The sequence below is a fragment of the Streptomyces sp. AC512_CC834 genome (genome assembly GCF_019049325.1).
GTDB lineage: Bacteria > Actinomycetota > Actinomycetes > Streptomycetales > Streptomycetaceae > Streptomyces.
The window spans coordinates 21,657-45,508 of sequence record NZ_JAGMUO010000061.1; the positions used below are offsets into that span (position 1 = coordinate 21,657).

Sequence of the window (23,852 nt, forward strand, 5' to 3'; positions counted from 1 at the left end):
ATGACCGGTCCCGGGCGCTTTTGGCGCCGGAGTCGTCAAAGGACAGGTTCGCGTGCTCTGTCGGCTCTGCAACTGTTGTCATGAAGTGATACGCGGTGGTGTCCCGTGGTGTTGAAGGAGAAGTGGATCAATTCGGGTCCGCCACCTCTACGCGTCCCGGTACGGCTCGTCGCCGGCGCAGTCCTCGAAGTCCATGTGGTGCCAGGCGTCTTCGCCGGTGAAGTCGGTGCGGCTCAGCCCAGTCACTCGACGGTTCAGACAGTCGGCCGACTTCGCAGCGGCACGACGACCTCTCGGCCGGTGGCCTTCCCACCGAGCCGGAAGAACTTCACCTGGCCCTCATTGTGCGTGTGCTCGAGCCAACCATCCGCTTCCAGCTCGCGACGAGCGCGCGAGAAGTGCGGGGCAGGTACGTCTATCCGTTCGGCGAGCTCAGCCGCGAGTTCGGCGAAGTCCCTGATGCAGGCGGCCAGTTGAGTCATCTCATGGCAGGCGGCGGTGAGCCGGGCCAGAAGATCGCGATACTCGGCCTTGAGGTTGTCGGGCCGGGTGAGCAGCATCCGAGCGAGGCGGCGCGGGGAGATGTGGCTGCGGTCGGGATCCGCACGGCCCTGGTTGATGTACTTGTGCAGGAGGTTCAGGCAGCCGGTGAACCCGAGGGCCTTGATCTCTTCGAAGAGGTGCCGGACGGGGACGCCGGGTTCCTCGGCCCGGCGTTTGCGCAGGTGCTCGCGGTAAGGCTCGACGAGGCTGGCGCGGTACTTGGGGACGCGGAGCATGTGCTCGGGCCGGTCGGCTCGCGCGTAGCGTTTGACGGTGTTCAGGGCCAGTTCCAGGCGGCGGGCGCATTCGAGCAGGCCCACGCCCTGATCGGGCAGGCCGTGGGCCTGGTGCCAGCGTTCCAGGGTCGTCTGCGCGCGGGGTCCCTCGTAGATGGGCGCGTCCAGCACGGCGGCCCAGCAGGTGCTGTGCGCCTTGACCTCGCTCAAGACGGCTTCGCACAAGTTGTGCCACAGATGCCACCGATCACCGGCCTGCGTCGCACGGGGCAGGGCACGGCGGATGGCCTCGGCGTAGGTCGCGGAGCCGTCGCGGCACACGACGTCGATGCCCGGATGCTCACGTAGCCACGCCTCCAGGGTGACTGCCGTGCGGTCGGGCAGCACGTCGATCCGCTCATGCGTCTCGCATCGATGATCACGGTGGCGTAGCGGTGCCGCCGGCGCAGAGCGAAGTCGTCGACGCCGATCACACGGGGCGTCCGCCCTACGGGCAGCGGGATGCGCAACAGGGCACGCAGAGCCGTGTGACGCGAGACGCCCCGCCGCGGGCATCGCCGGCAAACGTGCCCCCGCCCGGCCCGCCAACTCCTTGACCACGGCCTTGACTTGCCTGGTCAGGCGGGTGGTGCGTCGCTGGTATCGGTCCAGGACTCCGGGCACCTGCTCGCGGAACGTATGTCGGCAGCCGCGAGTGGGGCACACCAGACGCCGCACCCGCACACGGACCACCACCCGTCGGCTGTCGACCGGTACGTCAGCCACAGTCCGCCAGTGGTAGCCGGGCACGCGCCCCGACGACGCCCCGCACACCGGGCAGACCGCCGTGTCCTGCGGCGTTCGTGCCCGCACCACGATCCGCTCGCCCTCGTCGGCGACATCCGCGACGACCAGCGGGGACAGGCCCGAAAACACCATCTGGACAAGCTCGTTGACATCTTTCACGTGACTATCAACGAACCTCACGACTCTCCGTCACCACCGAATGTGAGACAGAGCCGAACGTTTTACAGTCCCCCTCATGGACCACGGCGGCCAGACACGCGACGGCGAACTCCGACTCGAGCGCCTCCTCGAATCCATCCCCTGGGCCCACCGCTCCTGAACACCCGCCGACCATGCCCACCAGGTACCGCGGTGCCGGCGGCCCCGTGCCTCCGGCACCCGCGCACCGCGCCGCCGCGCGGAGCCGTCGTCCGGGTCGAGACGTGCGACTAGGCCAACGGTTCCCAGGCGAAGGCGTCCCCGGCACGCCGCACCCGGCCGAAGGGGACGTCGGCGAAGTGGATGCCGAATCCGACGATGCCCTCGTCGGCGAGCCGGCCGAGCACCTCGCGCCGGAGTCCGGCCGACACGTCGGGCGCCGGTTCGCCCACGATCGCCCAGTCCGGGTGCGCGACCTGCGCCGGGGAGTGCAGGACGTCGGCGAACGCGAGCAGGCGGTCGTCGCCGGAGGTCACCTCGTATCCCATTTGCCCGGCCGTGTGACCGGGCAGCGCTACGGCGCGCACTCCAGGGAACACCTCGTCCCCGTCCGAGACGGCACGCACCCGCGGAGCGAGTGCGTCCGCGACCTGCTCCGTCACTCCGAACGTCGTGTGGCGGTCCTCCCACTCCCGGTGCGAGACGAGGTACGCCGCGTGCCCGAAGGCGGGGTGGGAGCCGCCCGGCTCCGGGTGCGCGGCCCAGCCCAGGTGCTCGACGTGGAGGTGGGTGATCGCAACCGCCTCGATCTCGTGCGGACTGCGTCCGAGCGTGGCGAGGCTCTCCAGGAGCGAACCGCCGTACATCGACGCCATGCCGTGTTCCATCATGGAAACCGGCTCGGTGAACGGCCCGTAGCCGGCGTCGACCAGCATGGCTCGCTCACCATGTTCGATCAGCAGACCGCCGGCGCTGATCGTCAACCAGCCGGACGGGTCCAAGTACTGGCCGTTCCGTGCCCATGTCTCGTCCGACGTCGCCGGGAAGAGGCTGCGCGGAACCATCTTGACCGCTCCGTCCGGCACGTAACTCACGCTCAGCTCGCCCACCCGCAGCGAACGGATGCGTGCCGGCCGACGCAGCCGATCCTCGGTGTCCAGGTTCCTCACCACTGCTCCTCTTCTCAATCGGCTACCCTCCATAAGACTACTAGTCCCGCTGCTAGGGGTGTTATGCCCTCTGTGTGAACTCGCCCGCATCGAGCTGCCTGTCAAATGTCGTGCACTGCCTGACTTTTGCTGAATCTCCCACGTCTCGGATCGGCGTGTGGCATGGAGAGTGGCCGCTGTCTATGAGACTAATAGTTGAACGAGGTGGTGACTTTCCGTGCACGGATGGGGTACCTGCCACCTATGCTTCGGTCATGAAGGACAACAGCGACACGCCCCGGACGGGGGCCGACGGCGACGCAGCCACGGAGGACGAGGCGCCGCACGAGCCGCACCAGGCCGACGGGGAGCTGACCGCCACCGCGTACGCGGTCCTTGGAATCCTGTTCGTCAACGGTGAGATGCTCTCGGCGGGCGAGATCAAGCAACGGACGGCCTTCGCCCTGCGGTTCTTCTACTCGGCGCCGGCCGTCAGCCACATCCGCCGCGAACTGCGGCGGCTCCTTGCTCTGGGCCTGGTCCAGGACAGTGAGGTGTCACTGGGCGGATCGCGCCATGCTCAGGTGTTCCACATCACCCCGGCGGGCGAGAGCGCGCTCGGGCAATGGGTCGTCGAAGGGGACGACGACACCGTGACGGTCAAGGACCCCGTACTGCTCCGTGTCTTCCTCGGCCGCGGGGCGCCGCTGCCGAAGCTCCTCGCCCTCGTCGACGCCCGCCTGCGACGGGTGGACGAGGACATCCGCGATGTGGTCTGGGGGCACCGCCGCGCCGCGGAGATGGGGCTAATCCCGCACGAGGGCCGCAGGCACACCATGGCGGTGTCGCAGTACACCTTGCGAGCCCTGTACTTTGAGCAGGGCAACCTCCGCCAACTCCGCGACACCCTCGCGGGCTTCGACGACGAGGCCTTCCAGCGGGACGCCAGGTGGCCGCGTGAGGAACTTCCCTTCCGTCCCTCGGACTTCATCCGTGACCCGGGGCGGCAATAGGACTGGCCCGCATCCTCTGCGGAGGAGCCGTCCGCCGTATGTGAAAGGAACTTCAACCGTGCCCACTGTGTTCTCCCGCATCATCGCCGGTGAGCTGCCCGGACGCTTTGTCTGGCAGGATCCCGAGGTCACCGCGTTCCTCACCGTCGCCCCCTTGCGGCCCGGCCACACCCTCGTCGTCCCCCGGCGCGAGATCGACCGGTGGACGGATGCCGACGGCCCGCTTCTGGCGCGGTGCATGGAGGTCGCCCAGGCCGTCGGGCAAGGAGTGCAGCGGGCCTGGGACGCCCCGCGGGCCGGCCTCGTCGTCGCGGGCTTCGAGGTGCCGCACCTGCACATCCATGTCGCTCCGGTCTGGGACATGTCCGACTTCGATTTCACCAAGGCCAAGCCGGAGGAGGACCAGTCCGCACTGGACGACGCCGCGGAGAAGCTGCGTGCCGTCCTGCTCGAACTCGGTTATGAACAGGCCCGGGACACCGACCGCGGCTGATACTCCAAGGAGACGCTGAACATGAGCAGCCACCCCGGACGTGCCGACGCCGCGGCGACCCCGACCCCGACCCCGGCCCCAACCTCGACCACGGCCGCGACCACACACCGGCTCGCCCTCGCCGACCACCTGGACGACGGTGCCACGTGCGACTACATCGTGTGCGGCGCCGGTTCGTCGGGTTCCGTTCTCGCGGGCAGGCTCGCGGCCGATCCGGCCGTCACGGTACTGCTCGTCGAGAGCGGCGGCAGTGACGACGACGAGCGTGTCCGCAATCCCGACCTGTGGCCGGCCAACCTCGGCACCGAGCGCACCTGGGACCATGTCACGGAGCCGAACCACCATCTGAACGGACGCCGGCTCGCCTATGCCACCGGCCGCGGACTGGGCGGGGGAGGCGCCGTCAACGCGGGTGTGTGGGCCCGCGGCCACCGCACCGACTGGGACTCCTACGCCGAGGCCACGGGCGATCCCACGTGGGGCTACGCGCACGTACTGGAGCACTACCGCGGCATCGAGGACTGGCAGGGCGCGCCCGACCCCGAGCGCCGGGGCACCGGCGGGCCGATGCGGATACGGCCGTCGCAGGACGTGCATCCGCTCTTCACCGCCTTCCTCGACGGCGCAGAGGCCACCGGCATCCCCCGGTTCGGCAGTGCCAACGGCGCCTTGATGGAGGCGAACTCCGGTGGCGCCGTGCGGGACGAGAACATCCACGACGGCGTGCGCCAGACCCCCTTCCGCCGCTACGTCGCAGACCGTGTGGGGCAGCCGAACCTGACGGTACTGCCGCACACGACGGTCTCCCGCGTCCTGGTCTCCGCAGGCCGGGCCCACGGCGTCGAGATCGTGCGCGACGGCAGGCCGCTGCGCGTCAACGCGTCGCAGGAGGTGGTGCTGTCCCTGGGCGCGCTGAGCACCCCGGCCGTGCTGATGCGGTCCGGGATCGGGGACGAACGCGAACTGCGGGACCTGGGCATCGCGGTGGTCCAGCACCTGCCCGGTGTCGGCCGCAACCTCGACGACCACATACGCCTGCCCTGCATGTGGGAGGCGACGGACGTACCACTGCCGGTGCCCACGCGAAGCCAGGCCGTCTGCTTCTGGGAGGACGAAACACGGCCGGGCGCACCGGAGTTCGTCATGTACCTCTCGCCTGCGCCGTCCGTCTCCGCCGAGAGCGCGGCCCAGTACCCGCCGCCGGAGCGGTGTTTCACCCTGATGCCTGCCATGCGCCCTCGCGCCGGCAGCCGCGGCCGGGTCCGCCTGGCGAGCACGGACCCGATGGCCGGACCGCGCATCGAGACGAACTTCCTCGCCGACCCCGACGACGTGCGCTCGGCCCTGTCCGCCGTGGCCATGGCCCGGGAGATCGGCAATTCCGCGGCGCTGCGCCCGTTCGTCGAGCGGGAGGTCTCCCCGGCGTCGTCGGTGACGGACACGGTGGAGGAGTTCGTGCGCGACGCCGTGGAAACCTTCTGGCACCAGTGCGGTACGTCCCGGATGGGACGGGACGAGGGAGCCGTCGTGGACGGGAGGCTCAAGGTGTACGGCATCGAGGGCCTGCGCGTCGCCGATGCCTCGGTGCTGCCCCATGTGACGGTCGCCAACACCGTGGCCCCTTCCATGGTGGTCGGTGAGCGGGCGGCCGAGATCCTCGCGGCCGAGCGGGGCTGATGAGGGGCCGGTCCGCAGGACGGGCCGATCGGGCGGCGTCGTCGCGGGCAGCGGCGCCGGCCCCGTCCTGCCCGCCGTACTGGAGGGTTGTCCGTGAGATCCACCCGTGACGACCATCGGGGGACCGACTGGGCCACCCTCCCGCCGTGGAGTCCTCAACGGCCGTGCGAATCTGGGCAGATGGACCGTGAGTACCCCGCCAGTGCGTCGCTGGCGGAGTTCCTCCGCTCCGCCCGGTCGCGCCTCACCCCGCAGAAGGCGGGGCTCGACGACGTCGGCCCGGGCCGACGCCGTGTGTCCGGACTACGCCGGGAGGAACTCGCCGGGCTGGCAGGTGTGAGCGTGGACTACTGCACCCGCCTCGAACAGGGCCGCAGCCGCAGCGCCTCAGCAGAGGTCCTCGACGCGCTCGCCACCGCCCTGCAGCTGGACGACGCCGAGCGCGGCCACCTGCATACCCTCGCCGGGCCACAGCCGGTCCGGCCCCGCCGTCCCCGCCCCCAGCGAGTGCACCGTGCCACCCGGGACCTGCTGGACACCCTCCAGCAGGCCGGCCGCCCGGGCTTCGTCCTGGGACGACGCCTTGACGTGCTGGCCCACAACGAGCTCGCAGGACGCCTGATCACGGACTTTCAGGCGCTCCCCACGGCCGAACGGAACCAGGCCCGCTTCGTCTTCCTCGACCCGCACGCGCGCGAACTGTACCGGGACTGGTCTCGCGTCGCCGCCGACACCGCCGCCATGCTCCGCCTCGACGCGGGCCGCCACCCGGACGATCCCGCCCTGAGCAGCCTGGTCGGTGAGTTGTCCATACGCAGCAGGGACTTCAGCCGGTTCTGGGCGGACGCCGAGGTCCACCGGCGTGCGACCGGCACCAGGGCCTACCACCACCCCCTCATGGGCGAGGTCACCGTCACCTGCCAGGCCCTCAATCCCGTGGACGACCCGGACCAGACCCTCTTCGTCTACGGCACCGAGCACGGGAGCCCGTCCGAGACCTCCCTGCGCCTGCTGGCCCAATGGACCGACACCGGCGGCGTCGCGACGCAAGCCCCCGGAGCCCACGACTGACACGTGAGGTGCGGCTCCAAGCCATACCCGGCGTTCGCATTCGCCACACCGTCAAGGAAGAGGAAACTTCATGTCCCTGTACGTGCTCGTTCACGGTGCTTGGCACGGCGGTGCCTGCTGGGACCGGACAGTCCCGCTGCTGGAGTCCGCCGGGCACCAGGTGCACGCCCCGTCCTTGACCGGTCTCGGGGACCGTGCGCACCTGCTCGGCCCCGAAGTGGGGCTCGACACACATGTCGAAGACGTCGTCGGGCTCATCCTCGCCGAAGACCTCACCGAGGTGATCCTGGTGGGGCACAGCTACGCGGGGATGATCGTGTCGGCGGTAACCGATCGTGTCCCCGAGCGAATCTCCCATGCGGTCTACGTCGAAGCGTTGGTGCCTGCGGACGGCGAGAGCGCGGCCGACGTGCTCCCGGTCTACCAGGTCGAGTTCATGATCCAGCTCGCGGAGAGGTCCGGCGACGGCTGGCGTATCCCCCCGCTGCCCGAACTACCGCCTCCTGCGGGCTTGTTCGGGGTCACCGACCCGGACGACGTGGCATGGTTGCGCGGCACTCTGTCCGACCAGCCGATGCGAACCCTTCAGCAGCCGGTCCGCCTGGTGAACCCGGCGGCCGACAGGGTTCCTCGCACACACATCCACTGTGCCGGAGGGGAGCGGCGTGCCGTTCCCCCGCTCCAGCCCAACGGAGAACCCGCGGTGGTGTGGGAGCTGGACACGGGCCACGACTGCATGATCACCGACCCGGAGGGCCTTACCGCACTGATACTCAGGATTCCGTGACGGACGGGCGGTGACTGGGCGGACGCGCACCCGACGGGACCACTGGTCACCGTGACCGGATGGGAATCTCGGGGGTGCTCTTGATCGTCTTCATGGTGAACTGCGAGTGGGTGCGTGCCACCCCGGGCAGGTCGGTGAGGTGCGCCATGTAGAAGCGCTCGTAGGCATCGAGGTCGGGCACGGCGATCCACAGCAGGTAGTCGGGCTGGCCGAACATCCGCAGGCAGTTCGCAACTTCGTCGAGTTCGCCGACCGCGGCCTCGAACGCCTCGATGGTGGCTCTGTCCTGCACGGCCATCTCGACGTGCAGCAGCACCTGGAACCCGCGGCCGACGGCGGCCGGCTCGACCGTCGCGCGGTAGCCGGTGATCACACCACTGTTCTCCAGTTGCCTCACCCGGCGCAGACACGGTGAGGGAGACAGGCCTACGAGATCGGCCAGCTCGGTGTTGGCGAGACGCCCGTTCTCCATCAAGTGCGCGAGAATTGCGCGATCGGTCTTGTCCATGGCACAGAATACCAACGGGGGAATGGCGATTTTCCCGCTCGCGTCATTGATTCGGGAGTACGTCACGGAAAACGCAAAACCCCACGACGTGGCATGGCAACCGGCCGGACCTGGACCCGCCAGTGACCCCGGCTGCGAGGCGGTCTTCGCCCGACAGCAGGAGCGCAGGGTGATGGCCGCCTCGCGTGAACGCCCGCCCGCTGCTGGTCAGACCCGGTTCTCGGCCTGGAACATCCAGCTCTGGTGCTCCAGATCCGCCGTGAGTCCGATGAGGAGGTCCTCGGTGACGACATCCACCGGGCCGACCTCGATGATGCGCTTACGCAGCCTCTCGGTCACCGCGGAGAGTGCGTGCACCAAGGACGCGACGGCATCACTGTCCTTGGTCCAGCCTGACGGAAAGGAGGGCACGCCGCTGGTTGCCGCTATGGTCGCGGCCCGTCCGTTCGGGCTGACGCCCAAGGCGGCCGCGCGTTCGGCCACCGTGTCCGCGTGGTTCCGAGCGATGGTGGCGGCCTCGTCGAGCTGGACGTGAACCGAGCGGAAGCGCGGGCCGCACAGGTTCCAGTGGGCCTGCTGGGCCACCAGGGACAGGTCGAGAAGGTCGGCCAGAGTCGCCTGCAGCGCCGCACCCGCGGTCTCGCGGTCGCGCTCCGGCAGAGAGTTGTTGATGACTGGCATGGGAGAGCCGTCCTTTCGTGGGTGGTGCCGGTGTCCTGTTCGTGGACATCGGCGAATGCCGTTCACAGAAACGTGCCGAGGCTCGTCTCGGTGGGGCGTCGTGAGCCCGAGGCCAGGAACGGCGGGAGCCCCCCCGTGGGTTCAGCTCGTCCGGTACGTGATTGCGGATCAGACATGCGAGAGACGCGGCGGCCCGGGGCTCCGGCCAAGAGGTCAGCGGATGCGCGAAAGTTGCTCGATCTGTCCTATCCATGGCACAGAGTGCCAATGCAACAGGCTTGACAGGGCACATTTACCATCCTGTGCGGCGGCTTCACGGCTACCTTGGCCAGAGACGGCCAGGACACCACGAAGCCCACGGAGACGCTGATGCCCGAAAAGCCGCTGCTCGGACTGACCCGGGACGAGCGCGAGGCCGCCGGCCGGCTGCTGAACGCCTTCTTCCACGACTACGAGGAGTCCGTCGCCCGGCGCCCGCTCGTTCCCGAGGTGGACCGGGAGGTTCTCTCCGGCCTGCTGGAAACGCCGTTCCCCGACCAGGGCATCGGCGTCGAAGGGGTCTTCCACGAGATCAAGGAGAAGATCCTCCCCAACTCGACCACCGTGGCCCACCCGAGGTTCCTCGCCTACGTGCAGGGCCCGCCCAACGGAATCGCCCCCTACGCCGAGGCAATCGCCGCGACCATCAACCAGAACTGCAACTTCTGGCAGCTCTCGCCGGCCGCGAGCGTGGTGGAGCGCTCCGTCATCAGGTGGCTGGGCGGGCTCTTCGGGTACGGCGACGAGGCGGGCGGGATCCTCACCGGCGGCGGCTCGATCGCCACCCTCAACGCCCTCACCACCGCCCTGCACGTCCGGCGTCCGCACTTTCGCGAGCAGGGCCTGCAGACGACCGGACCCCGGCTGGTCGTGTACACCTCCGTGGAAGCGCACTGCTCCGTCGACAAGGCGGCGGCGATCCTGGGCATCGGCCTGGACAACGTCCGGCACATCCCCACCGACGACCAGTACCGCATGCGTGTCGACCTGCTGGAGGAGACCGTCCGCGCCGACCGGGCGGCCGGGCTGGAGCCGTTCTGCGTCGTCGCCACCCCGGGAACGGTCACCAGCGGCTCCATCGACCCGATCGACGCCGTCGCGGACGTGTGCGCACGCGAGGACCTGTGGCTGCACCTCGACGGGGCCTACGGTGCGCTGTTCGTCCTGTCCGAACGCAAGCGCGCGGCATTCGAGGCGTGCCACCGCGCGGACTCCATCGCCCTCGACCCGCACAAGCTGCTGTTCGCCCCCCTGGAGGCGGGCTGCCTGCTGGTCCGCGACCGCGCCCAACTGGCGCGGGCCTACGCGTTCTCCGCCTCGTACATCGCCGCGGACGAAGACCCCCTGATGGTCGACTACATGGACTACGGCCCCCAGCTGTCCCGCAGCTTCAAGGCACTCAAGATATGGAGCGCCCTGCAGACCTTCGGTGTGGACACCTTCCGGGCCGTGACCGACCACGTGCTCGACCTCGCCCAATACCTCGCCGACCTCGTCGAAGCCGCTCCGGACCTGGAACTCATGGCGTCCCCGTCACTGACCGCCGTCTGCCTGCGGATCAAGGGGGCCACCGAGGCCGACCACACGGCCGTACTCGCCGAGCTGATCGAGGACGGCACCGCCCTCCTCGGCCCCGCGAGGCTCGCCGGCCGCCACGGCATCCGGGCCTGCGTCACCAACTACCGCACCACCCGCGACGACATCGAACTGATCGTCACCCGCCTGTCCGACATCGCCCGCGCCGGTCACGGAAAGGACATCGGCACCCCGGAGATGGCCCGGTGAACGACACACGCCGGTCCACGTAAGCCACCCGGCAACCACACTGTCCGCCCCTGCCCCGGCCCACGGGCTGCGGAGGCATGGAGGAGGGTGCACCCCGCATGACCTCTGTGGCATGTCGACACGGAATGGCCTCCGACCGGGGCTACGCGATACGAGGATCAGGCCGACGCGGAGCGGCGTGCCGTCCGTGCCAGAGCACGCCGCGCGCGGGCGCCTGCTGGAGCCTGCTGCCGAGCCGGCCCGTGCCGAGCTCGCCTCCGCGCTCGGCAGCGCGCCGAGCGCGGAGGCCGAGGAGAAGGCCCGAGTTCTGTTGGAGCGCCTGGGCGGCACCCGCCCCGGGCCGCCCCGTACGCCTTGGGTGTCCCGCCCTCGCCGAGGACTCCGTACTCCAGGGTGAACCAGTACACGTCGCTGATCATCTGGAGGACGTCCTTGCTCTCGACGCGCATCGCCGCATCGCCGATCAGCCAGTAGACGTCGGCGAAGGCCGGCGAGGCCAGGGGGATCCCGTGGCCGAAGACGTCATGGATGATGGCCGGTTCGGGGGTGAACATCGGTACGGCCGGGTGGCGGACGAACTGCACGGCGTGGAAGTAGCCGTCGGCCATCGACCCCAGGAACCTCTTGTTGGCGACCACACCGCCCGCGAGGGTGAAGTCGAAGCCCGTCAACCTCCGCAAGTGCAGCCCGACCTCGGCATGCTGCGGGATGTGGTCCGCCGGAACGGGTGCCTGTTCACGGGCGTCGAGGGCGGCACAGCAGGCATGCTCACGTTGGGCGTCCCAGAGCCGCCGGTGGACGGTCCGTCAGGTCCGCTGCTCGGCCTCGGTGTAGTTCACTCGTGGTGAGGGGTCACCGACCCGGTGTCCGCGGGCCAGCGAGGCGATGGCCCGACGCCGCAGCAGGTAGCCGGGGTCACTGAGGCCAGGGTGCTTGGCGGCCGCGTCGAGGCGGCCGTCGGTCGCGATCGGCGTACGCACGTGAATCTCTCTCACGAACCCGATTGTTTCGGTCGGCGCGCGGCCGGAGCGCCCGGACACACCTGCCCTGGCGGTGCATCGTCCACGGCCCGCTCGGATCGCCCAACCGTCCCGTTCACCCGCCCCGGTCGAAGCATCCTGCCGCGGCCCGCTCACCGCCCGGCCCGCCGCGCCCACCACCTCCCGGCGTCGGCGGCCTACGCGGCCATCGACCTTAACACCTGACCACCCACCACAGCCCGAGCAGGGGGGATGACCCGTGGGCCGAGCCGCAGCGTCGGCCGTGTCGTGCGTTAGCGCCGATCACGCCCTCGCCCGGCCTGTGGTGCGCTTCAGGAGAACTCGTACCCGGCGAAGTCGGCGACGTGGACATACCCAATGCGCTGGTAGAGGGAGTTGCTGGTGGGGTTGTCCGGGTCCGTGAACAGGACGACGTCCGTCGCGCCCGCGGCCAGCGCGGCTCTGCTCGCCTCGACCGTCACGGCGCCCGCGTAGCCGCGGCCCCGGAGGCGGGCCGGGGTGTAGACGGGGTCGATCCGGACCATGCCGCCGACGACCGAGGTCGCGGCTGCCATCGAGACGGGTATGCCGTCCGGGGTCTCCCAGAAGGTGAAGTGCCGGTCGCCGAAGCGTGAGTCGTCCCAGGAGCCGGCGTCGATCAGGTCGATGGAGGACTGCTCCCCGACGTCAACGCAGAACTCACGGCACCAGCGCACGACGCGTTCGCGGTCTGTCCCGTCCACGAGACGCCCCCGGCCCTCCGGGTGCGGCTGCGGCGGGGTGAGTGTGCCGAGACGGTAGAGACGCGTCCGCCAGAAGAGTGCCGGCGCCGCGCCCGTGTGCCGCTGCCAGGAGTCGGCGAATGCGGTGGCGGTGTCGTGGTCCGCGATGACGTTGGCGGGCGAGTGGCCGAGGGCCGTCAGATGGGCGGCGAGGGCGTCGGTCTGCTCGACGGAAAGGGGAGTGAGGCCCAGCCGGCCGCGCGAAGTGAGATAGAAGACCGCGCGGACCTCGCCTCCGGCCTCCAGTCGCCCGAAGACGGCGGTGACCGGGCCGTATGCGTCCGGCCTGCGTATCCGCAGCTTTTCGATGTCCGTCAGCGGCGTGTTGTGCAGGGCGGGGCGCGAGCGCAGGAAGCCCCCGGCTCGGGCGAGGAAGTCGTCAACGTCTTGGGTGAGGTGCCAGTCATCCGGGAGCATGCTTCATGATCCCGGATCTCGGCGTCGATTCCACGACCTGCCGCGCTCATCAGCACGCGGCTGGTGCCTCCACCTGTGCCCCCAGGATCCCGGGTCGGCGCAGAAGCCCGGTACGTCATCGTTCCGATGAGGCCCTGGGACGCTCGCGAGGCGGGGACTCACAAGCAAGATCCACCTTGCTGAGGAAGGCAGGTGCAGCCCGCTCGGCTTTGTCATCACGCCCGGCCGGTGAGGGGACGCCCTGACGTCCCAGGATGAGCTGTCGAACTGGGTCTACCAGGGTGGGCGGGTGTCGCGGCGTGCTTCTGGCGTCTGCTCGGGCAGAGCCGTGTTCTGGTCGGTGCGCAGCAGCATGCCCGGGTCGGGTTCGAAGTCCTCATTCGACGGTGCCGGCTGGTGGAAACGCTCGGTGCGCGCAATGGTGACTTCCACCAGTCGGCCCTCCTGGAACATCCACAGCCCGAAGCAGTCGTCGTCCTGGTCGCGAAGTAGAACCTGGACTGTATGCGGATGCGGCCACGGCAGCGATTCCAGGTGCCTGAGCAGGCCCTTGCGGGCGCGCATCCTCTCCAACTCCAGGGCCCACCCGAACTCATAGCCCCAGTGCCCCGCTATCGGGACGAAGCGACCTCGCCACGTACGGTCAGGGTCGTCCCGGGTCAGTGGCTCCATCACCTCGTCCGACCAGCGAGCGAGCACGATGACCTCGGCGTCTCTACTCATGCCGGAGTATCGCCGCATCCGCCTGAGCCACTGCAACCCAATTCCTCAACCGGCGTAGCAGGGCCTGTCAGATCGTGGTCGGCGGCGCGTTTTTCAGGAGGATCTCTGCTGCCGTCCGCGCGTACCGGCCGTAGTTCGACTCGCCCAGCACCATGGCGCGGCTGGCGGCGCCGTCCGCGAGGGTCACGAGTTGCTCGGCGCGGACGGCGGGCTCGCGGCAGCCCGGTTCCGCTACCAGGTCGGTCACCAGCCGCACCATCAGCAGTTTCTGTTCGTGGGCGTAGGAGTGGACCGCGTTCCGGGGGTCGGGGAACTCGGCGGCGGCGTCGATGAACGGGCATCCGCGCACGGGATCCGTGCCGGTCGGGGGCGGGTTTCACCGCCGACCTTGCGGGAGCGCCGCGATCTGCTCCATGCCGGTCGCGTTGATCCCCTGGGCCGCGAACAGTTCGGCCGCGGCGGCCAGGATGTGCTCCCGCCCTCCGCGCCCCGGCCCAGGCGACGACCAGCCCCTCCGGTCACGGACCTATCGCCGAGATCGCCTGGGTGGTGGGGACCCCGTGGCAGAAAAGAGGCATCGCCGGCGAAGCGGCCCGAGGACTCGGCGACTGGCTCAGCCCCTGGCCCCGCCGCAGCCGGGACCCGCGAGCCCCTGAGCTCCCGAGCCCCTGAGCCCCTGAGCCCCGTCTCCTGCGCGTCCGCCGCTCCGGCCTCCACCCGACTGCTACCACCCTGCTACCATAGCTGCATGGGTTCCGCGAAGAAGCAGACGCAGGTCCGGTTGGACGAGAACGCCCTGGAGGCCGGGAAGGCAGCCGCGCGCGCCCGCGGGCTGGACTTCAACAAGTACGTCGAGCGGCTCATCGTCGAGGACACCACCGGCGCCCGGGCCGCCGGCATGGCAGCGGCCCAGCGGCTCATCGACGAGCACGGCTCGTTCCTCGACGACCTGGAGCAGCAGCTCGACGCCCCGTACGCCGCCTCTCAGCCGGGCGTCGCCGCGTGATCCTGCACGTCGACGAATCCTGGATCCTCGAAGTAGCAGAACGGGCCGGCCACCGCGACCCGGCCGCCGACGACTACGGCGTGCCCATCGCCGCCGTTGCCCGCCACCGCGGCGAACTGCTCGACACCCCCGTCTACGACGGCGCCAACGCCCGCGCCGCCGCCCTCGTCCACACCCTGGGCCGCTGCCGCTGGCTGGAACGCTCCAACCTCACCGTCGCCTGCGCCGCCGCCGTCATGTACCTCGAAGCGAGCAACATCCCGGTCAGCCCCACCCGCGAGCAGCTCACCGCGCTCGCCCACGAACTCAACAACCCGCGCTGCACCGCCACACGCATCGCCTCCTTCCTGCGCACCTGGAAGCCCTGACCCCCACGCCGCCGACGGCACGGAACAGGCGGGGTGCGGCGGTGTTGGAGGACAGCACCGCGAAAGTCGGGTGGTCGGACGGGTGGTCGTCGGCGCGGCGTTGGGACGGACTGACAGCGATGACGACGCGGCGTAACCTGTGCGCAGCAGGGAGCACGGACACCGATGCCGCACGGCTGGAGCACCTCTGGCGGCAGCTGACGGAGACCGCCAACCACACGGCGTACGCCGCGCTGGAGATCAGGGAACGGCTGCGCCACCTGCGCGACCACCTGGAGCGCGCGGCCTCGCTGTCCCTGGCGGCGTGGCAGGGCCTCGGCTCCGCCGAGCATGCCGCGGCCACCCTGAGCCACTTCGCCGAGCTGTGCCACCACGCCGGCCACCTCCTGGGCGCGGTCCGGCTGTACGCGAAGGCCGTCACCGCTTACGAGGAACTGGAGCGGCCGAAAGACCTGGCACGCACCCTGGTCAACCTGTCCGCGGCCTACACGGCGCTCGGCGAACACGTCCCGGCCGTAGAGGCGTTGAAGCGCGCTCCTGGTCTCTTCGTCGGCGAGGGGGACCGGTCGGCCGAGTCCCAGGCCCGCGCCCTGCTCGCCCACGGGCTGCTGACCCTCGGCCGGGAGCCGGAGGCGATCGACGCCGCCACCCGGGCGGAGGAAGCGGCGGCGGCCGCGGACGACGACGCCGGTCGAGCGTCCGCCGCGCTGGCCCTCGCACTGGCCCTCGGCCGCTCCGGGCGGCGCGGCCACGCGGAACGCGCGGCACAGCGGGCCCTGCAGGCCGCCAGGCGTACCAGGAGACCGGACCTGTACCACTCCATACGCAACAGACTCCGCAGCGAGGATCTGGTGTAGCGCCCGCAGGGTCACCGACACGCGCAGGTGCGGGCTGCCGACCGCCGGATGCCCGGGGCCGATCCGAGGACGGACAGAGCGTCGACCACCGGGTGGCGACCGCGCCCAGGGCGCCGAGGCCCCCGAGGAGGCCGCCGGTGTCGATCACCGTGAAGCCGGTGCGCAGCGGCTGCGGAGTGCTGTCGTAGCTGTCGTAGACCGGCTACCCGGGCGGGTTCGGCCCCTCGGACAGCGGCCGGACAACCACTCTGGGCCTGGGAGGCCGGCGTGCGGATTCCCCAATGGAGTCGTTTACGGGGTGGAGGGGTCACATCGGGCTTCGTGCACTTCTGGAGCGGTGCGGCCGGCACCGACCTCATCGGCCGCTCGAAGACCGCCTTCGGCTGGACGGACGCGTACGAGGCACAGTTGCGCCAGGCCCGGGCGGACTACCCCGGCCTGCCCTACCGCGCCGCCTGACCCGGCCTGACCGGAGGGGGAGCCGGAGCCACCGGCGCCCCCTCCGGCACACCCCACCCGGCACGGTAGTGCCTGCCCTACCGTGCCGAGTGGGGTGTGCGGGATCGAAGCGTGGTGGGCTTCCGGGGGAGGCTGACGCATGTCAGCAGGAGCGTCCAGCAGGGAGTTTCCCCGTGTCTCAGCATCGTGCCTCCAGGCCCCGATTCCGTCGCCGGTCGGCCATCGCGGTTTCCGCGCTCGCGGTCCTCGGCGGGGTCGTGGCGGTGGGCCTGCCCTCGGCGAGCGCCGACCAGCCCGCCGCAAGGCCGAACGCGAAGGTTCAGCGGAGTCTGGACGACCTGGTACGCGACAACGGCTTCCCCGCCGCTCTCGCCTCGGTGCGCGACGAGAAGGGGCACACCCGCAACTACACCGCCGGCGTGGGTGACCGGGCGAAGAAGAGGTCCAAGGTCCCGGTCGACGGACAGATCCGGATCGCCAGTACCACCAAGCTGTACACGTCCACCGTGGTCCTTCAGCTGGTGGGCGAGGGCAGGATCGGCCTGGACACGACGGTGGAGACCTACCTGCCGGGCCTGGTGCGCGGTGACGGCATCGACGGCCGGAACATCACCGTGCGCCAGCTCCTCCAGCACACCAGTGGGCTGCCCAACTACACGGAGACCATGCCGAAGCTGTCCGAGTGGCAGCACACCTTCGTCGACGACTACGACCTGCTCGACATGGCCTTCAAGGCGAAGGCGTCGTTCCCTCCGGGCAAGGGCTGGGAGTACAGCAACACCAACTACACCCTCGCGGGCCTCATCGTGCAGAAGGTCACCGGCCGCCCCATCGGCGAGGAGATCACCGACCGGATCATCGAGCCCCTCCGTCTGCGCCACACCTACTGGCCCGGCGAGGGCGAGCAGACCATCCGGGAACGCCACCCGCACGGCTACGGGTTCGACACGCCCGGCGGCCCGCTCTTCGACGCCACCGAGCTGGACCCCTCCTGGGGCGGAGCGGCCGGGCAGCTCATCGCCCGGCCCAGCGACGTCAACCGCTTCCTGACCGCGCTGATGGACGGCAAGCTCCTCAAGCCCGCCCAGCTCGAGGAGATGCGAACCACGGTCGAGACCAAGGGCCTGCACGACGGCTGGCGTTACGGCCTCGGCATCGTCGAGATGTCACTGAGCTGCGGCGGTGTCGCCTGGGGCCACGGCGGCGACTTCGACGGCTACGAGAACCGCAACGGAGTCACCGACGAGGGCCGGTCGGCCACCGTCGCCGTCACCGCCCTGCCCTCCACCCTCGAGGCCGCCGAAGCCGTCAACTCCGCCCTCGACACCGCCCTGTGCACGCGCTGACCCGACCCCGCTCACCGAACGCTTCCGCTTCCCGCAAGGAGACACCCATGTCCAACCGACGTCACACGCTGATCGCCCTGAGCGGGGTCGCCGCGGCACTCGCTTTGTCCGTGCCCGCAGCCAACGCACTGACCAGCGACGCGACCGCCACCCCCGCCGCGCACAGCCAGGACGCGTTCAAGGGCCGGACCGACGCCGCCGTCCGCAAGAGCCTGCGGTCACTGGTGAAGGAGGACGGCTTCCCCGGCGCGCTCGCTTCCCTGAGCGACCCCGGCGGCCGCGCCCGCAACTACACCGCCGGAGTCGGCAACCTCAAGACCAGGTCCAAGGTCCCCACCGACGGCCAGGTCCGCATCGCCAGCAACACCAAGATGTTCACCGCGACCGTCGTCCTCCAGCTGGTGGGCGAGGGCAGGATCGACCTCGACGCGCCGATCGAGACGTACCTGCCGGGCCTGGTCCGCGGCGACGGCATCGACGGACACGACATCACCGTGCGCCAGCTGCTCCAGCACACCAGCGGACTGCCCGACTACGACGAAGAGGTCGTCAAGGACTACCTGACCAAGCAGCAGCACCGCTACTTCGAACCCCACGAGCTCATCGAGTTCGGCCTCAACAAGAAGGCCCTGTTCGCCCCCGGCACCGGCTGGAGCTACAGCAACACCAACTACATCCTCGCCGGTCTCCTCGTCCAGAAGGTCACCGGCCGCCCCGTCGGCGAGGAGATCACCCACCGGATCATCAAGCCTCTCGGCCTGCGCCACACCTACTGGCCCGGCGTCGGCGACCAGACCATCAAGGGACGCCACCCCCACGGCTACTTCGCCACCGCCCCCAACACCCCCTACACCGACGTCACCGAGCAGGACCCCTCCGCCGGCTGGGCCGCGGGAGGACTCATCGCCACCCCCAGCGACCTCAACCGCTTCCTCACCGCGCTCCTCGACGGCAAGCTCCTCGAGCCGGAACAGCTCAAGGAGATGCAGACCACCGTCGACGCCCCCGACTTCGACACCGTCGGTGACGCCCACTACGGCCTCGGCATCGCCACCGTCAAGCTCAGCTGCGGCGGCTACGCCTGGACCCACGGCGGCAACGCCCCGGGCTACACCACCCGCAACGCCGTGACCAAGGACGGCCGGGCGGCCACCATCGCCGTCACCGCGCTGCCCACCACCCTCCCCGCCGCGCAGCACATCGAGGCCGCCCTCGACACCGCCCTCTGCACCCGCTGACCCGGCCCCGCGACGGCACGGACCCCACCCCGCGACGGACCACTGTGACAAGTGCCGGACGCGGGGTGGGGCAAGCCCGGCTCCAGCGGGCAGGCGGGGTCTACTCCGAGGCGCCGGATTCGGAATCCCACGGATACTCCAGTACGTGAGCCACTTCCCGGGCCCTCGCGGTTCCCTCGACGCGCTCGACGAGGTGAAGCGACATGTCGATACCGGCGGACACGCCGGCGCTGGTCACGATGTGCCCGGCATCGACCCACCGCTGCCCGGTGCGCACCTCGACGTCGGGGAACTGGGCGAGGTCGTCGAGGACGCTCCAGTGACTGGTGGCGGGCAGCCCGGCGAGGAGCCCGGCCGCCCCGAGGACCAGGGCACCGTTGCAGACGGACGCCAGGAGCGTGCCCGTGTCCGCGAAGGACCGCATCCGTGCCAGATGTGCCTGGTCGTGCCGGAGGTGGTCGATCCCGGAACCACCGGGATGGATGAGGAGATCCGGCCTCGGGTCGTCGTCGACACCGCCGTCGGGCGTGACGGCCAGTCCCAGGCTGCACCGCACGGGCTTCCCGTCGAGGCTCGCGGTGCGGACGACCACCTCACGGTCGGTCAGCTCCTGCCAGAAGCGGAGGGTCTCCCATGGACCGAAGGCGTCCAGCTCCTCGACGCCTTCGAACAACAGCACGGTGACTCGATACGGAACGGTGTCGGACATGGCTGGTCGGCCTCTCTGGGAAACATGCGCGGGATGGCGAACAAGTTAGCGTGCCGCTTGGCTGTCGGCGTGGTATCGGCCTGGTGACGATGACGACATCGACGAGAACGCGAAGCCCGGGAACTGGTGGCCCTCCCGCCGCGACTACTGCACCGAAACCACTCGGCCCAAAGCCACTCGGCCCATGAGTGAGTGCGGCGCGCACCACAAGGAGTCCCATGTCGATGAACCGGCCGGCCGCGGCCACCCTGGCCGCGGCGCTCTGTCTGCTCACGGCGGCATGCGGCTCCTCGTCCGACGGCACGGCGAGCGGCGGCACCACCGAGGCCGCCGGATCGACGTCCGGCTACCCGGTCACCCTCGACAACTGCGGCCGGAAGCTGACCTTCGACAAGGCCCCCGAGCGGGTCGTCGTGATGAACGGCGCGTCCGTCGCCGAGGTCTCCACGCTGCTCGCCCTCGGTCTCGAGGACAGGATCGTCGCCAACCAGCAGAGTTACGGCAGGTCCGAGGTGCCCGGCCGGGCCGCCGCCATCAAGGAGCTGCCCACCGGCGGCATCACGCTCAACGGGGCCGGTGACATCCCCCGCGAGGCCATGCTCGGCCTGCGTCCCGACCTCGTCCTGTCCGTCACCTCGTACGGCTTCGAACAGAAGAACGGCTTCGCCACCCGCGAGCAGCTCCAGCAGGTGGGCGCCAACAGCTACATCTCCCCGCAGGGCTGCGACGACGACCCCTCGAAGATGACCGTCGCCGACAGCTACCAACTGCTGCGCGACATGGGGAAGATCTTCCACGTCGGCGACCGGGCCGAGAAACTGATCGCCGAGTCCGAGAAGAACATCGCCGCGGTCACCGGGAAGGCCGAGACGGACAAGCCCCCGAAGGTCATGGTGCTCTTCGCCAGCCCGTCGGGCAAAACCGACTTCAGTCTGGTCTTCGCCCAGGGCATCGTCAACGACATCCTCGCCAGGGCCGGCGGCGCCAACGCCTTCGAGGACACCGCCGAGACGCTCTTCGCCAACGTGAGCAAGGAGAAGGCGGCCACCACCGACGTCGACGCCCTCGTCGTGATCGACGCCGGCGGCACCGACGCGTCGGCGTACGCCAAGAAACTGCTCAAGGAGTTCCCCCAGTGGCCGGCCGCCAAGAACAACACGTACGTGACACTGTCCGACTCGATGTACCTCGGCCCCAGCAACGACCTGGCCGTGAAGAAGATCGCCGAGGTGCTGCGTCCGGCCGCCGGCTGAGCCGGCTCACGCTGCCACTGGCGTTCACCCTCCTGCCCGTCGCCCTGGTCGCCACCATGATCGTGGCGATCGGCGTCGGCGCGGTCAACGTGCCGGCCGGCGAGGTGTGGGACATCGTCGTCCACCACGTCACGGGTGCCGGAGCGGCATCCCCGGACCCCGCGCTCGACCAGATCGTGTGGAACTTCCGCGCCCCGCGCGTGGTCCTGGCGGCACTGGCCGGCGCGGGCCTGTCCGTGTCCGGCGCCGTACTGCAGAGTGCCGTCTCCAACCCCCTGGCCGACCCCACCGTGCTGGGCTTCTCCTACGGCGCCACACTCGGCGCCGTCCTGGCCATCACCCTGGGCGGCTCGGTGGCCGCCGCCGGTATCGGCGTCTCGACGGCGGCCTTCGTGGGGGCGATGGCCGCCGGCGCCCTGGTCTTCGCCCTCGGACAGCGGCGCGGACGCATGGCCCCGACCCGGCTGGTGCTGGCCGGCGTGGCCGTCGGCTATGTCTTCCTGTCGGCGACCAGCTTCGTACAGCTCCACGCCTCCCCGAACGAACTGCGTACGGTCCTGTTCTGGACGCTGGGCAGCGTCGCGGGCGCCCAGTGGGACCAACTTCCCACGGTCGCCGTCGTGGTGATCGCCACGACCGTCCTGCTGACCCTGTTCGGCCGCCGGCTCAACGTCCTGCTGGCCGGCGACGAGTCCGCCACCGCGCTCGGCCTCGACGTCAACCGGCTCCGTCTCGTCCTGCTGGTGCTCAGCGCCCTGCTGACCGGCACGGTCATCGCGGTCGCCGGCGGCATCGGCTTCGTCGGCCTGATGATCCCGCACCTGGTCCGGCTGAGCACCGGCGCCGACCACCGCCGCCTGCTGCCCCTGACCGCCCTGCTGGGCGCGGTCTACCTGGTCCTCGTCGACCTCCTCTCCCGCACCCTCGACCGCCCCAACGAACTGCCCCTGGGCATCCTCACCGCACTCCTCGGCGCACCGTTCTTCCTCTGGCTGCTGCGCCGCAACAAGGCCATGGACTGACGCATGCACCTCACTGTCGAACGGCTCCGTATCACCCTGGACGGCAACCCCATCCTGCGTGACGTGAGCCTCGGAGCCCGCACGGGCGACATCGTCGGACTCGTCGGGCCCAACGGCAGCGGCAAGTCGACCCTGCTGCGTACCGTCTACCGCTCGCTGCGCCCCGCGAGCGGCGTCGTGCGGGTCGGCGACGACGACGTGTGGACGCTGTCCGCCCGTGCCGCCGCCCGCCGTACCGCCGCGGTGCTCCAGGACTCCGGCGGCAACACCACCGGCCTGACCGTCACCGAGATCGTCGCCCTGGGCCGCAGCCCGCACCACGGCCTGCTCGGACGCGACGGAGTCGAGGACCACCGGGCCGTCGAGGACGCCATCGACCACTGCGGTGTACGGCCCTACGCGGCACACGACTATGCCTCCCTGTCCGGCGGGGAACGCCAACGTGTCCTGCTGGCACGGGCGCTGGCCCAGGGCCCGCGGCTGCTGGTCCTGGACGAACTCACCAACCACCTCGACATCCGGGCCCGCTTCGAGCTGCTCGACCTCATCCGCGCCACCGGGATCACCACACTGGCGGTCCTGCACGACCTCGACCTGGCCGCCCGGCTCTGCGACCACCTCGTCGTCCTGCACGAGGGGACGGTGGTGACCGCGGGAGAGGTCCTCCAGGTGCTGACCCCTCGGGTCCTCTGGGAGGTCTTCGGCGTCCGGGCGAGCACCGACCGGCACGACGACGGCGTCATCCGCATCACCTACGCCGCCCGGCCGCTTGCCCTGGAGGGGTGACCCGCACGACAGCCGGGAACCACCCCCGGGTGCTTCACGACTCACTGAGGGACGGCCCCGGAAGAACACGGGAGCCGACGTACGCGTACAGAGGCGTACCCACGTCTCGGAGCACATCAGGAGTCGCACCATGGCACGCAAGCAATACCTCGTCACCGGCATGAGCTGTGAGCACTGCGCCGCGAGCATCACCGAGGAGGTCTCCCAGGTGTCCGGAGTCACCGGGGTGGACGTCGACGTCGCCGCCGCAACGGTCGCGGTCGACGGCACCGGCCTGGACGACGCGCGCCTGTGTGCGGCGATCGTGGAGGCGGGGTACGAGGTCAGGGCACTGGTCCTGGCCTGACAGACGCCGAGTACGCGATCAGGGGGCGGGCCGATGGAATGCGGGAAGCTCCTGCCGCCGTCGTCCTGGTGGTCCCGAATCGGCCAGCCTCTGCGCGTTCAGATTCTCATGTACGACGGTGTGGAGGAGCAGGACTCCATCGGACTCCGAGGCGCTCCCGGGCACGCCGTGCAGGTGGGCGGTGACATCGAGACGACACTGGTGCGGCCGTCGGCGCCCGGCAAGGTGACGTGCTTCTTCCCCACCGGCGTCGGCGTTCTGAACGTGCCGGGCGGCGGCGATCGGCTGATCATGGATCAGGACGTCCTGCGCGACCTCCGACGGGCACAGGAGGCAGGTGTCGTCGTCGCCGGTGTCTGCACCGGAGTGATGGTGCTGTCGGCGGCGGGACCGACCAAGGGCCGTCCGTGCAGGACGCGCGCGGCGTCGACGACGTGAACCTGTGACCGCGGGCGGCGTCACCAGCGGGATCGACCTGGCGCTCCGGTTGACCACCCGCGAGTGCGGGGCGTCCGCCGCCGGCGTGGAGTCCATCAGGGAGTACGAGCAGCGCGGTGTCGTATGGCGAGCGCCCGACCGCCGTCGCGCCGCCTCGAAGGCCGTGCCGGAGGCGGACACCGGGGCCTGACGGTCCGGTTCGGCGGCGCAGCGTCCG

The 23,852-nt window shown here is 70.2% G+C and carries 26 protein-coding genes and 3 pseudogenes; 19 read left to right on the plus strand and 10 right to left on the minus strand.

Annotated elements, in window-relative coordinates:
- Window positions 1-365: 365 nt before the first annotated feature.
- Both KUM40_RS21710 and KUM40_RS21715 read right to left on the minus strand, forming a co-directional pair.
- Window positions 366-1,697 (minus strand): annotated as a pseudogene (locus KUM40_RS21710) (ISL3 family transposase); the annotation flags it as partial.
- Between the two features lie 296 nt (window positions 1,698-1,993).
- On the minus strand, window positions 1,994-2,872 hold the full coding sequence (locus KUM40_RS21715; RefSeq protein WP_217167698.1) for an MBL fold metallo-hydrolase: 879 nt from the start codon (window positions 2,870-2,872) through the stop codon (window positions 1,994-1,996).
- A 254-nt stretch (window positions 2,873-3,126) separates the two neighbouring features.
- On the opposite strand from KUM40_RS21715, the gene KUM40_RS21720 reads away from it, so the two are divergent.
- From KUM40_RS21720 to KUM40_RS21740, 5 genes are all read left to right on the plus strand, one after another.
- The gene (locus KUM40_RS21720) at window positions 3,127-3,864 is read left to right on the plus strand and encodes a hypothetical protein (protein ID WP_217167699.1); all 738 of its coding nucleotides are present in this window, start codon (window positions 3,127-3,129) and stop codon (window positions 3,862-3,864) included.
- A gap of 58 nt (window positions 3,865-3,922) precedes the next feature.
- A complete protein-coding gene (locus KUM40_RS21725; protein ID WP_217167700.1) occupies window positions 3,923-4,357 on the plus strand; it encodes an HIT family protein in 435 nt (144 codons plus the stop codon).
- 21 nt (window positions 4,358-4,378) lie between these two features.
- On the plus strand, window positions 4,379-6,034 hold the full coding sequence (locus tag KUM40_RS21730; RefSeq protein ID WP_217167701.1) for a GMC family oxidoreductase: 1,656 nt from the start codon (window positions 4,379-4,381) through the stop codon (window positions 6,032-6,034).
- A gap of 180 nt (window positions 6,035-6,214) precedes the next feature.
- On the plus strand, window positions 6,215-7,105 hold the full coding sequence (locus KUM40_RS21735; RefSeq protein ID WP_217167702.1) for a helix-turn-helix transcriptional regulator: 891 nt from the start codon (window positions 6,215-6,217) through the stop codon (window positions 7,103-7,105).
- 70 nt (window positions 7,106-7,175) lie between these two features.
- Entirely contained in the window at window positions 7,176-7,892 is a 717-nt protein-coding gene (locus tag KUM40_RS21740; protein WP_217167703.1) for an alpha/beta fold hydrolase, read from the plus strand.
- Between the two features lie 46 nt (window positions 7,893-7,938).
- On the opposite strand, the gene KUM40_RS21745 is transcribed toward KUM40_RS21740, so the two are convergent.
- Together KUM40_RS21745 and KUM40_RS21750 are read right to left on the minus strand one after the other, a co-directional pair.
- Window positions 7,939-8,400, minus strand: a complete 462-nt coding sequence (locus KUM40_RS21745) for an Lrp/AsnC family transcriptional regulator (protein WP_217167704.1) — start codon at window positions 8,398-8,400, stop codon at window positions 7,939-7,941.
- Between the two features lie 207 nt (window positions 8,401-8,607).
- Window positions 8,608-9,081 (minus strand): Dps family protein, encoded by a 474-nt coding sequence (locus tag KUM40_RS21750; protein WP_217167705.1) that lies wholly within the window; start codon window positions 9,079-9,081, stop codon window positions 8,608-8,610.
- Window positions 9,082-9,450: 369 nt separating this feature from the next.
- On the opposite strand from KUM40_RS21750, the gene KUM40_RS21755 reads away from it, so the two are divergent.
- Complete coding sequence (locus KUM40_RS21755; protein WP_217167706.1) at window positions 9,451-10,905, plus strand: pyridoxal-dependent decarboxylase; 1,455 nt, start codon at window positions 9,451-9,453, stop codon at window positions 10,903-10,905.
- 158 nt (window positions 10,906-11,063) lie between these two features.
- Here the strand turns inward: KUM40_RS21755 and KUM40_RS41520 are convergent.
- Window positions 11,064-12,065 (minus strand): annotated as a pseudogene (locus tag KUM40_RS41520) (hypothetical protein).
- Window positions 12,066-12,217: 152 nt separating this feature from the next.
- Window positions 12,218-13,084 carry a GNAT family N-acetyltransferase gene (locus tag KUM40_RS21770; protein ID WP_217167708.1) on the minus strand — a complete coding sequence of 289 codons (867 nt, stop codon included), beginning with the start codon at window positions 13,082-13,084 and terminating at the stop codon, window positions 12,218-12,220.
- 23 nt (window positions 13,085-13,107) lie between these two features.
- On the opposite strand from KUM40_RS21770, the pseudogene KUM40_RS42700 reads away from it, so the two are divergent.
- Window positions 13,108-13,313, plus strand: a pseudogene (locus tag KUM40_RS42700) (IS5/IS1182 family transposase); the annotation flags it as partial.
- A gap of 44 nt (window positions 13,314-13,357) precedes the next feature.
- On the opposite strand, the gene KUM40_RS21780 reads toward KUM40_RS42700, so the two are convergent.
- From KUM40_RS21780 to KUM40_RS42705, 3 genes are all read right to left on the minus strand, one after another.
- Window positions 13,358-13,807 (minus strand): hypothetical protein, encoded by a 450-nt coding sequence (locus KUM40_RS21780; protein WP_217167709.1) that lies wholly within the window; start codon window positions 13,805-13,807, stop codon window positions 13,358-13,360.
- Window positions 13,808-13,874: 67 nt separating this feature from the next.
- On the minus strand, window positions 13,875-14,156 hold the full coding sequence (locus KUM40_RS21785; RefSeq protein WP_374227406.1) for a hypothetical protein: 282 nt from the start codon (window positions 14,154-14,156) through the stop codon (window positions 13,875-13,877).
- Between the two features lie 27 nt (window positions 14,157-14,183).
- Window positions 14,184-14,276 carry a TetR family transcriptional regulator gene (locus KUM40_RS42705; RefSeq protein ID WP_374227407.1) on the minus strand — a complete coding sequence of 31 codons (93 nt, stop codon included), beginning with the start codon at window positions 14,274-14,276 and terminating at the stop codon, window positions 14,184-14,186.
- A 279-nt stretch (window positions 14,277-14,555) separates the two neighbouring features.
- Here KUM40_RS42705 and KUM40_RS21790 point away from each other — a divergent pair, with 279 nt between their 5' ends.
- From KUM40_RS21790 to KUM40_RS21810, 6 genes are all read left to right on the plus strand, one after another.
- Complete coding sequence (locus KUM40_RS21790) at window positions 14,556-14,813, plus strand: hypothetical protein (RefSeq protein ID WP_254395470.1); 258 nt, start codon at window positions 14,556-14,558, stop codon at window positions 14,811-14,813.
- Complete coding sequence (locus KUM40_RS21795) at window positions 14,810-15,181, plus strand: fic family toxin-antitoxin system, toxin component (RefSeq protein WP_217167710.1); 372 nt, start codon at window positions 14,810-14,812, stop codon at window positions 15,179-15,181. The genes KUM40_RS21790 and KUM40_RS21795 overlap by 4 nt, the downstream gene beginning before the upstream one ends.
- 119 nt (window positions 15,182-15,300) lie before the next feature.
- Window positions 15,301-16,038: a tetratricopeptide repeat protein gene (locus KUM40_RS21800; RefSeq protein WP_217167711.1), complete on the plus strand. Its 738-nt coding sequence runs from the start codon at window positions 15,301-15,303 to the stop codon at window positions 16,036-16,038.
- Window positions 16,039-16,359: 321 nt separating this feature from the next.
- Complete coding sequence (locus KUM40_RS41530; protein ID WP_254395471.1) at window positions 16,360-16,497, plus strand: hypothetical protein; 138 nt, start codon at window positions 16,360-16,362, stop codon at window positions 16,495-16,497.
- A gap of 173 nt (window positions 16,498-16,670) precedes the next feature.
- Entirely contained in the window at window positions 16,671-17,843 is a 1,173-nt protein-coding gene (locus KUM40_RS21805) for a serine hydrolase domain-containing protein (protein WP_308401203.1), read from the plus strand.
- A gap of 47 nt (window positions 17,844-17,890) precedes the next feature.
- On the plus strand, window positions 17,891-19,081 hold the full coding sequence (locus KUM40_RS21810; RefSeq protein ID WP_217167713.1) for a serine hydrolase: 1,191 nt from the start codon (window positions 17,891-17,893) through the stop codon (window positions 19,079-19,081).
- Window positions 19,082-19,181: 100 nt separating this feature from the next.
- On the opposite strand, the gene KUM40_RS21815 is transcribed toward KUM40_RS21810, so the two are convergent.
- Window positions 19,182-19,790 (minus strand): DJ-1/PfpI family protein, encoded by a 609-nt coding sequence (locus tag KUM40_RS21815; RefSeq protein ID WP_217167714.1) that lies wholly within the window; start codon window positions 19,788-19,790, stop codon window positions 19,182-19,184.
- Between the two features lie 218 nt (window positions 19,791-20,008).
- Here KUM40_RS21815 and KUM40_RS21820 point away from each other — a divergent pair, with 218 nt between their 5' ends.
- From KUM40_RS21820 to KUM40_RS21845, 6 genes are all read left to right on the plus strand, one after another.
- Window positions 20,009-21,043, plus strand: coding sequence for an ABC transporter substrate-binding protein (locus KUM40_RS21820; RefSeq protein WP_217167715.1), 1,035 nt, complete (start codon window positions 20,009-20,011; stop codon window positions 21,041-21,043).
- Window positions 21,044-21,099: 56 nt separating this feature from the next.
- A complete protein-coding gene (locus KUM40_RS21825; RefSeq protein WP_217167716.1) occupies window positions 21,100-22,065 on the plus strand; it encodes an iron ABC transporter permease in 966 nt (321 codons plus the stop codon).
- 3 nt (window positions 22,066-22,068) lie between these two features.
- The gene (locus tag KUM40_RS21830) at window positions 22,069-22,851 is read left to right on the plus strand and encodes an ABC transporter ATP-binding protein (RefSeq protein ID WP_217167717.1); all 783 of its coding nucleotides are present in this window, start codon (window positions 22,069-22,071) and stop codon (window positions 22,849-22,851) included.
- A 130-nt stretch (window positions 22,852-22,981) separates the two neighbouring features.
- Window positions 22,982-23,197, plus strand: a complete 216-nt coding sequence (locus KUM40_RS21835) for a heavy-metal-associated domain-containing protein (RefSeq protein WP_217167718.1) — start codon at window positions 22,982-22,984, stop codon at window positions 23,195-23,197.
- A gap of 108 nt (window positions 23,198-23,305) precedes the next feature.
- Window positions 23,306-23,635, plus strand: coding sequence for a hypothetical protein (locus tag KUM40_RS21840; protein WP_217167719.1), 330 nt, complete (start codon window positions 23,306-23,308; stop codon window positions 23,633-23,635).
- Between the two features lie 4 nt (window positions 23,636-23,639).
- Window positions 23,640-23,825 carry a hypothetical protein gene (locus KUM40_RS21845; RefSeq protein WP_217167720.1) on the plus strand — a complete coding sequence of 62 codons (186 nt, stop codon included), beginning with the start codon at window positions 23,640-23,642 and terminating at the stop codon, window positions 23,823-23,825.
- Window positions 23,826-23,852: the final 27 nt, after the last annotated feature.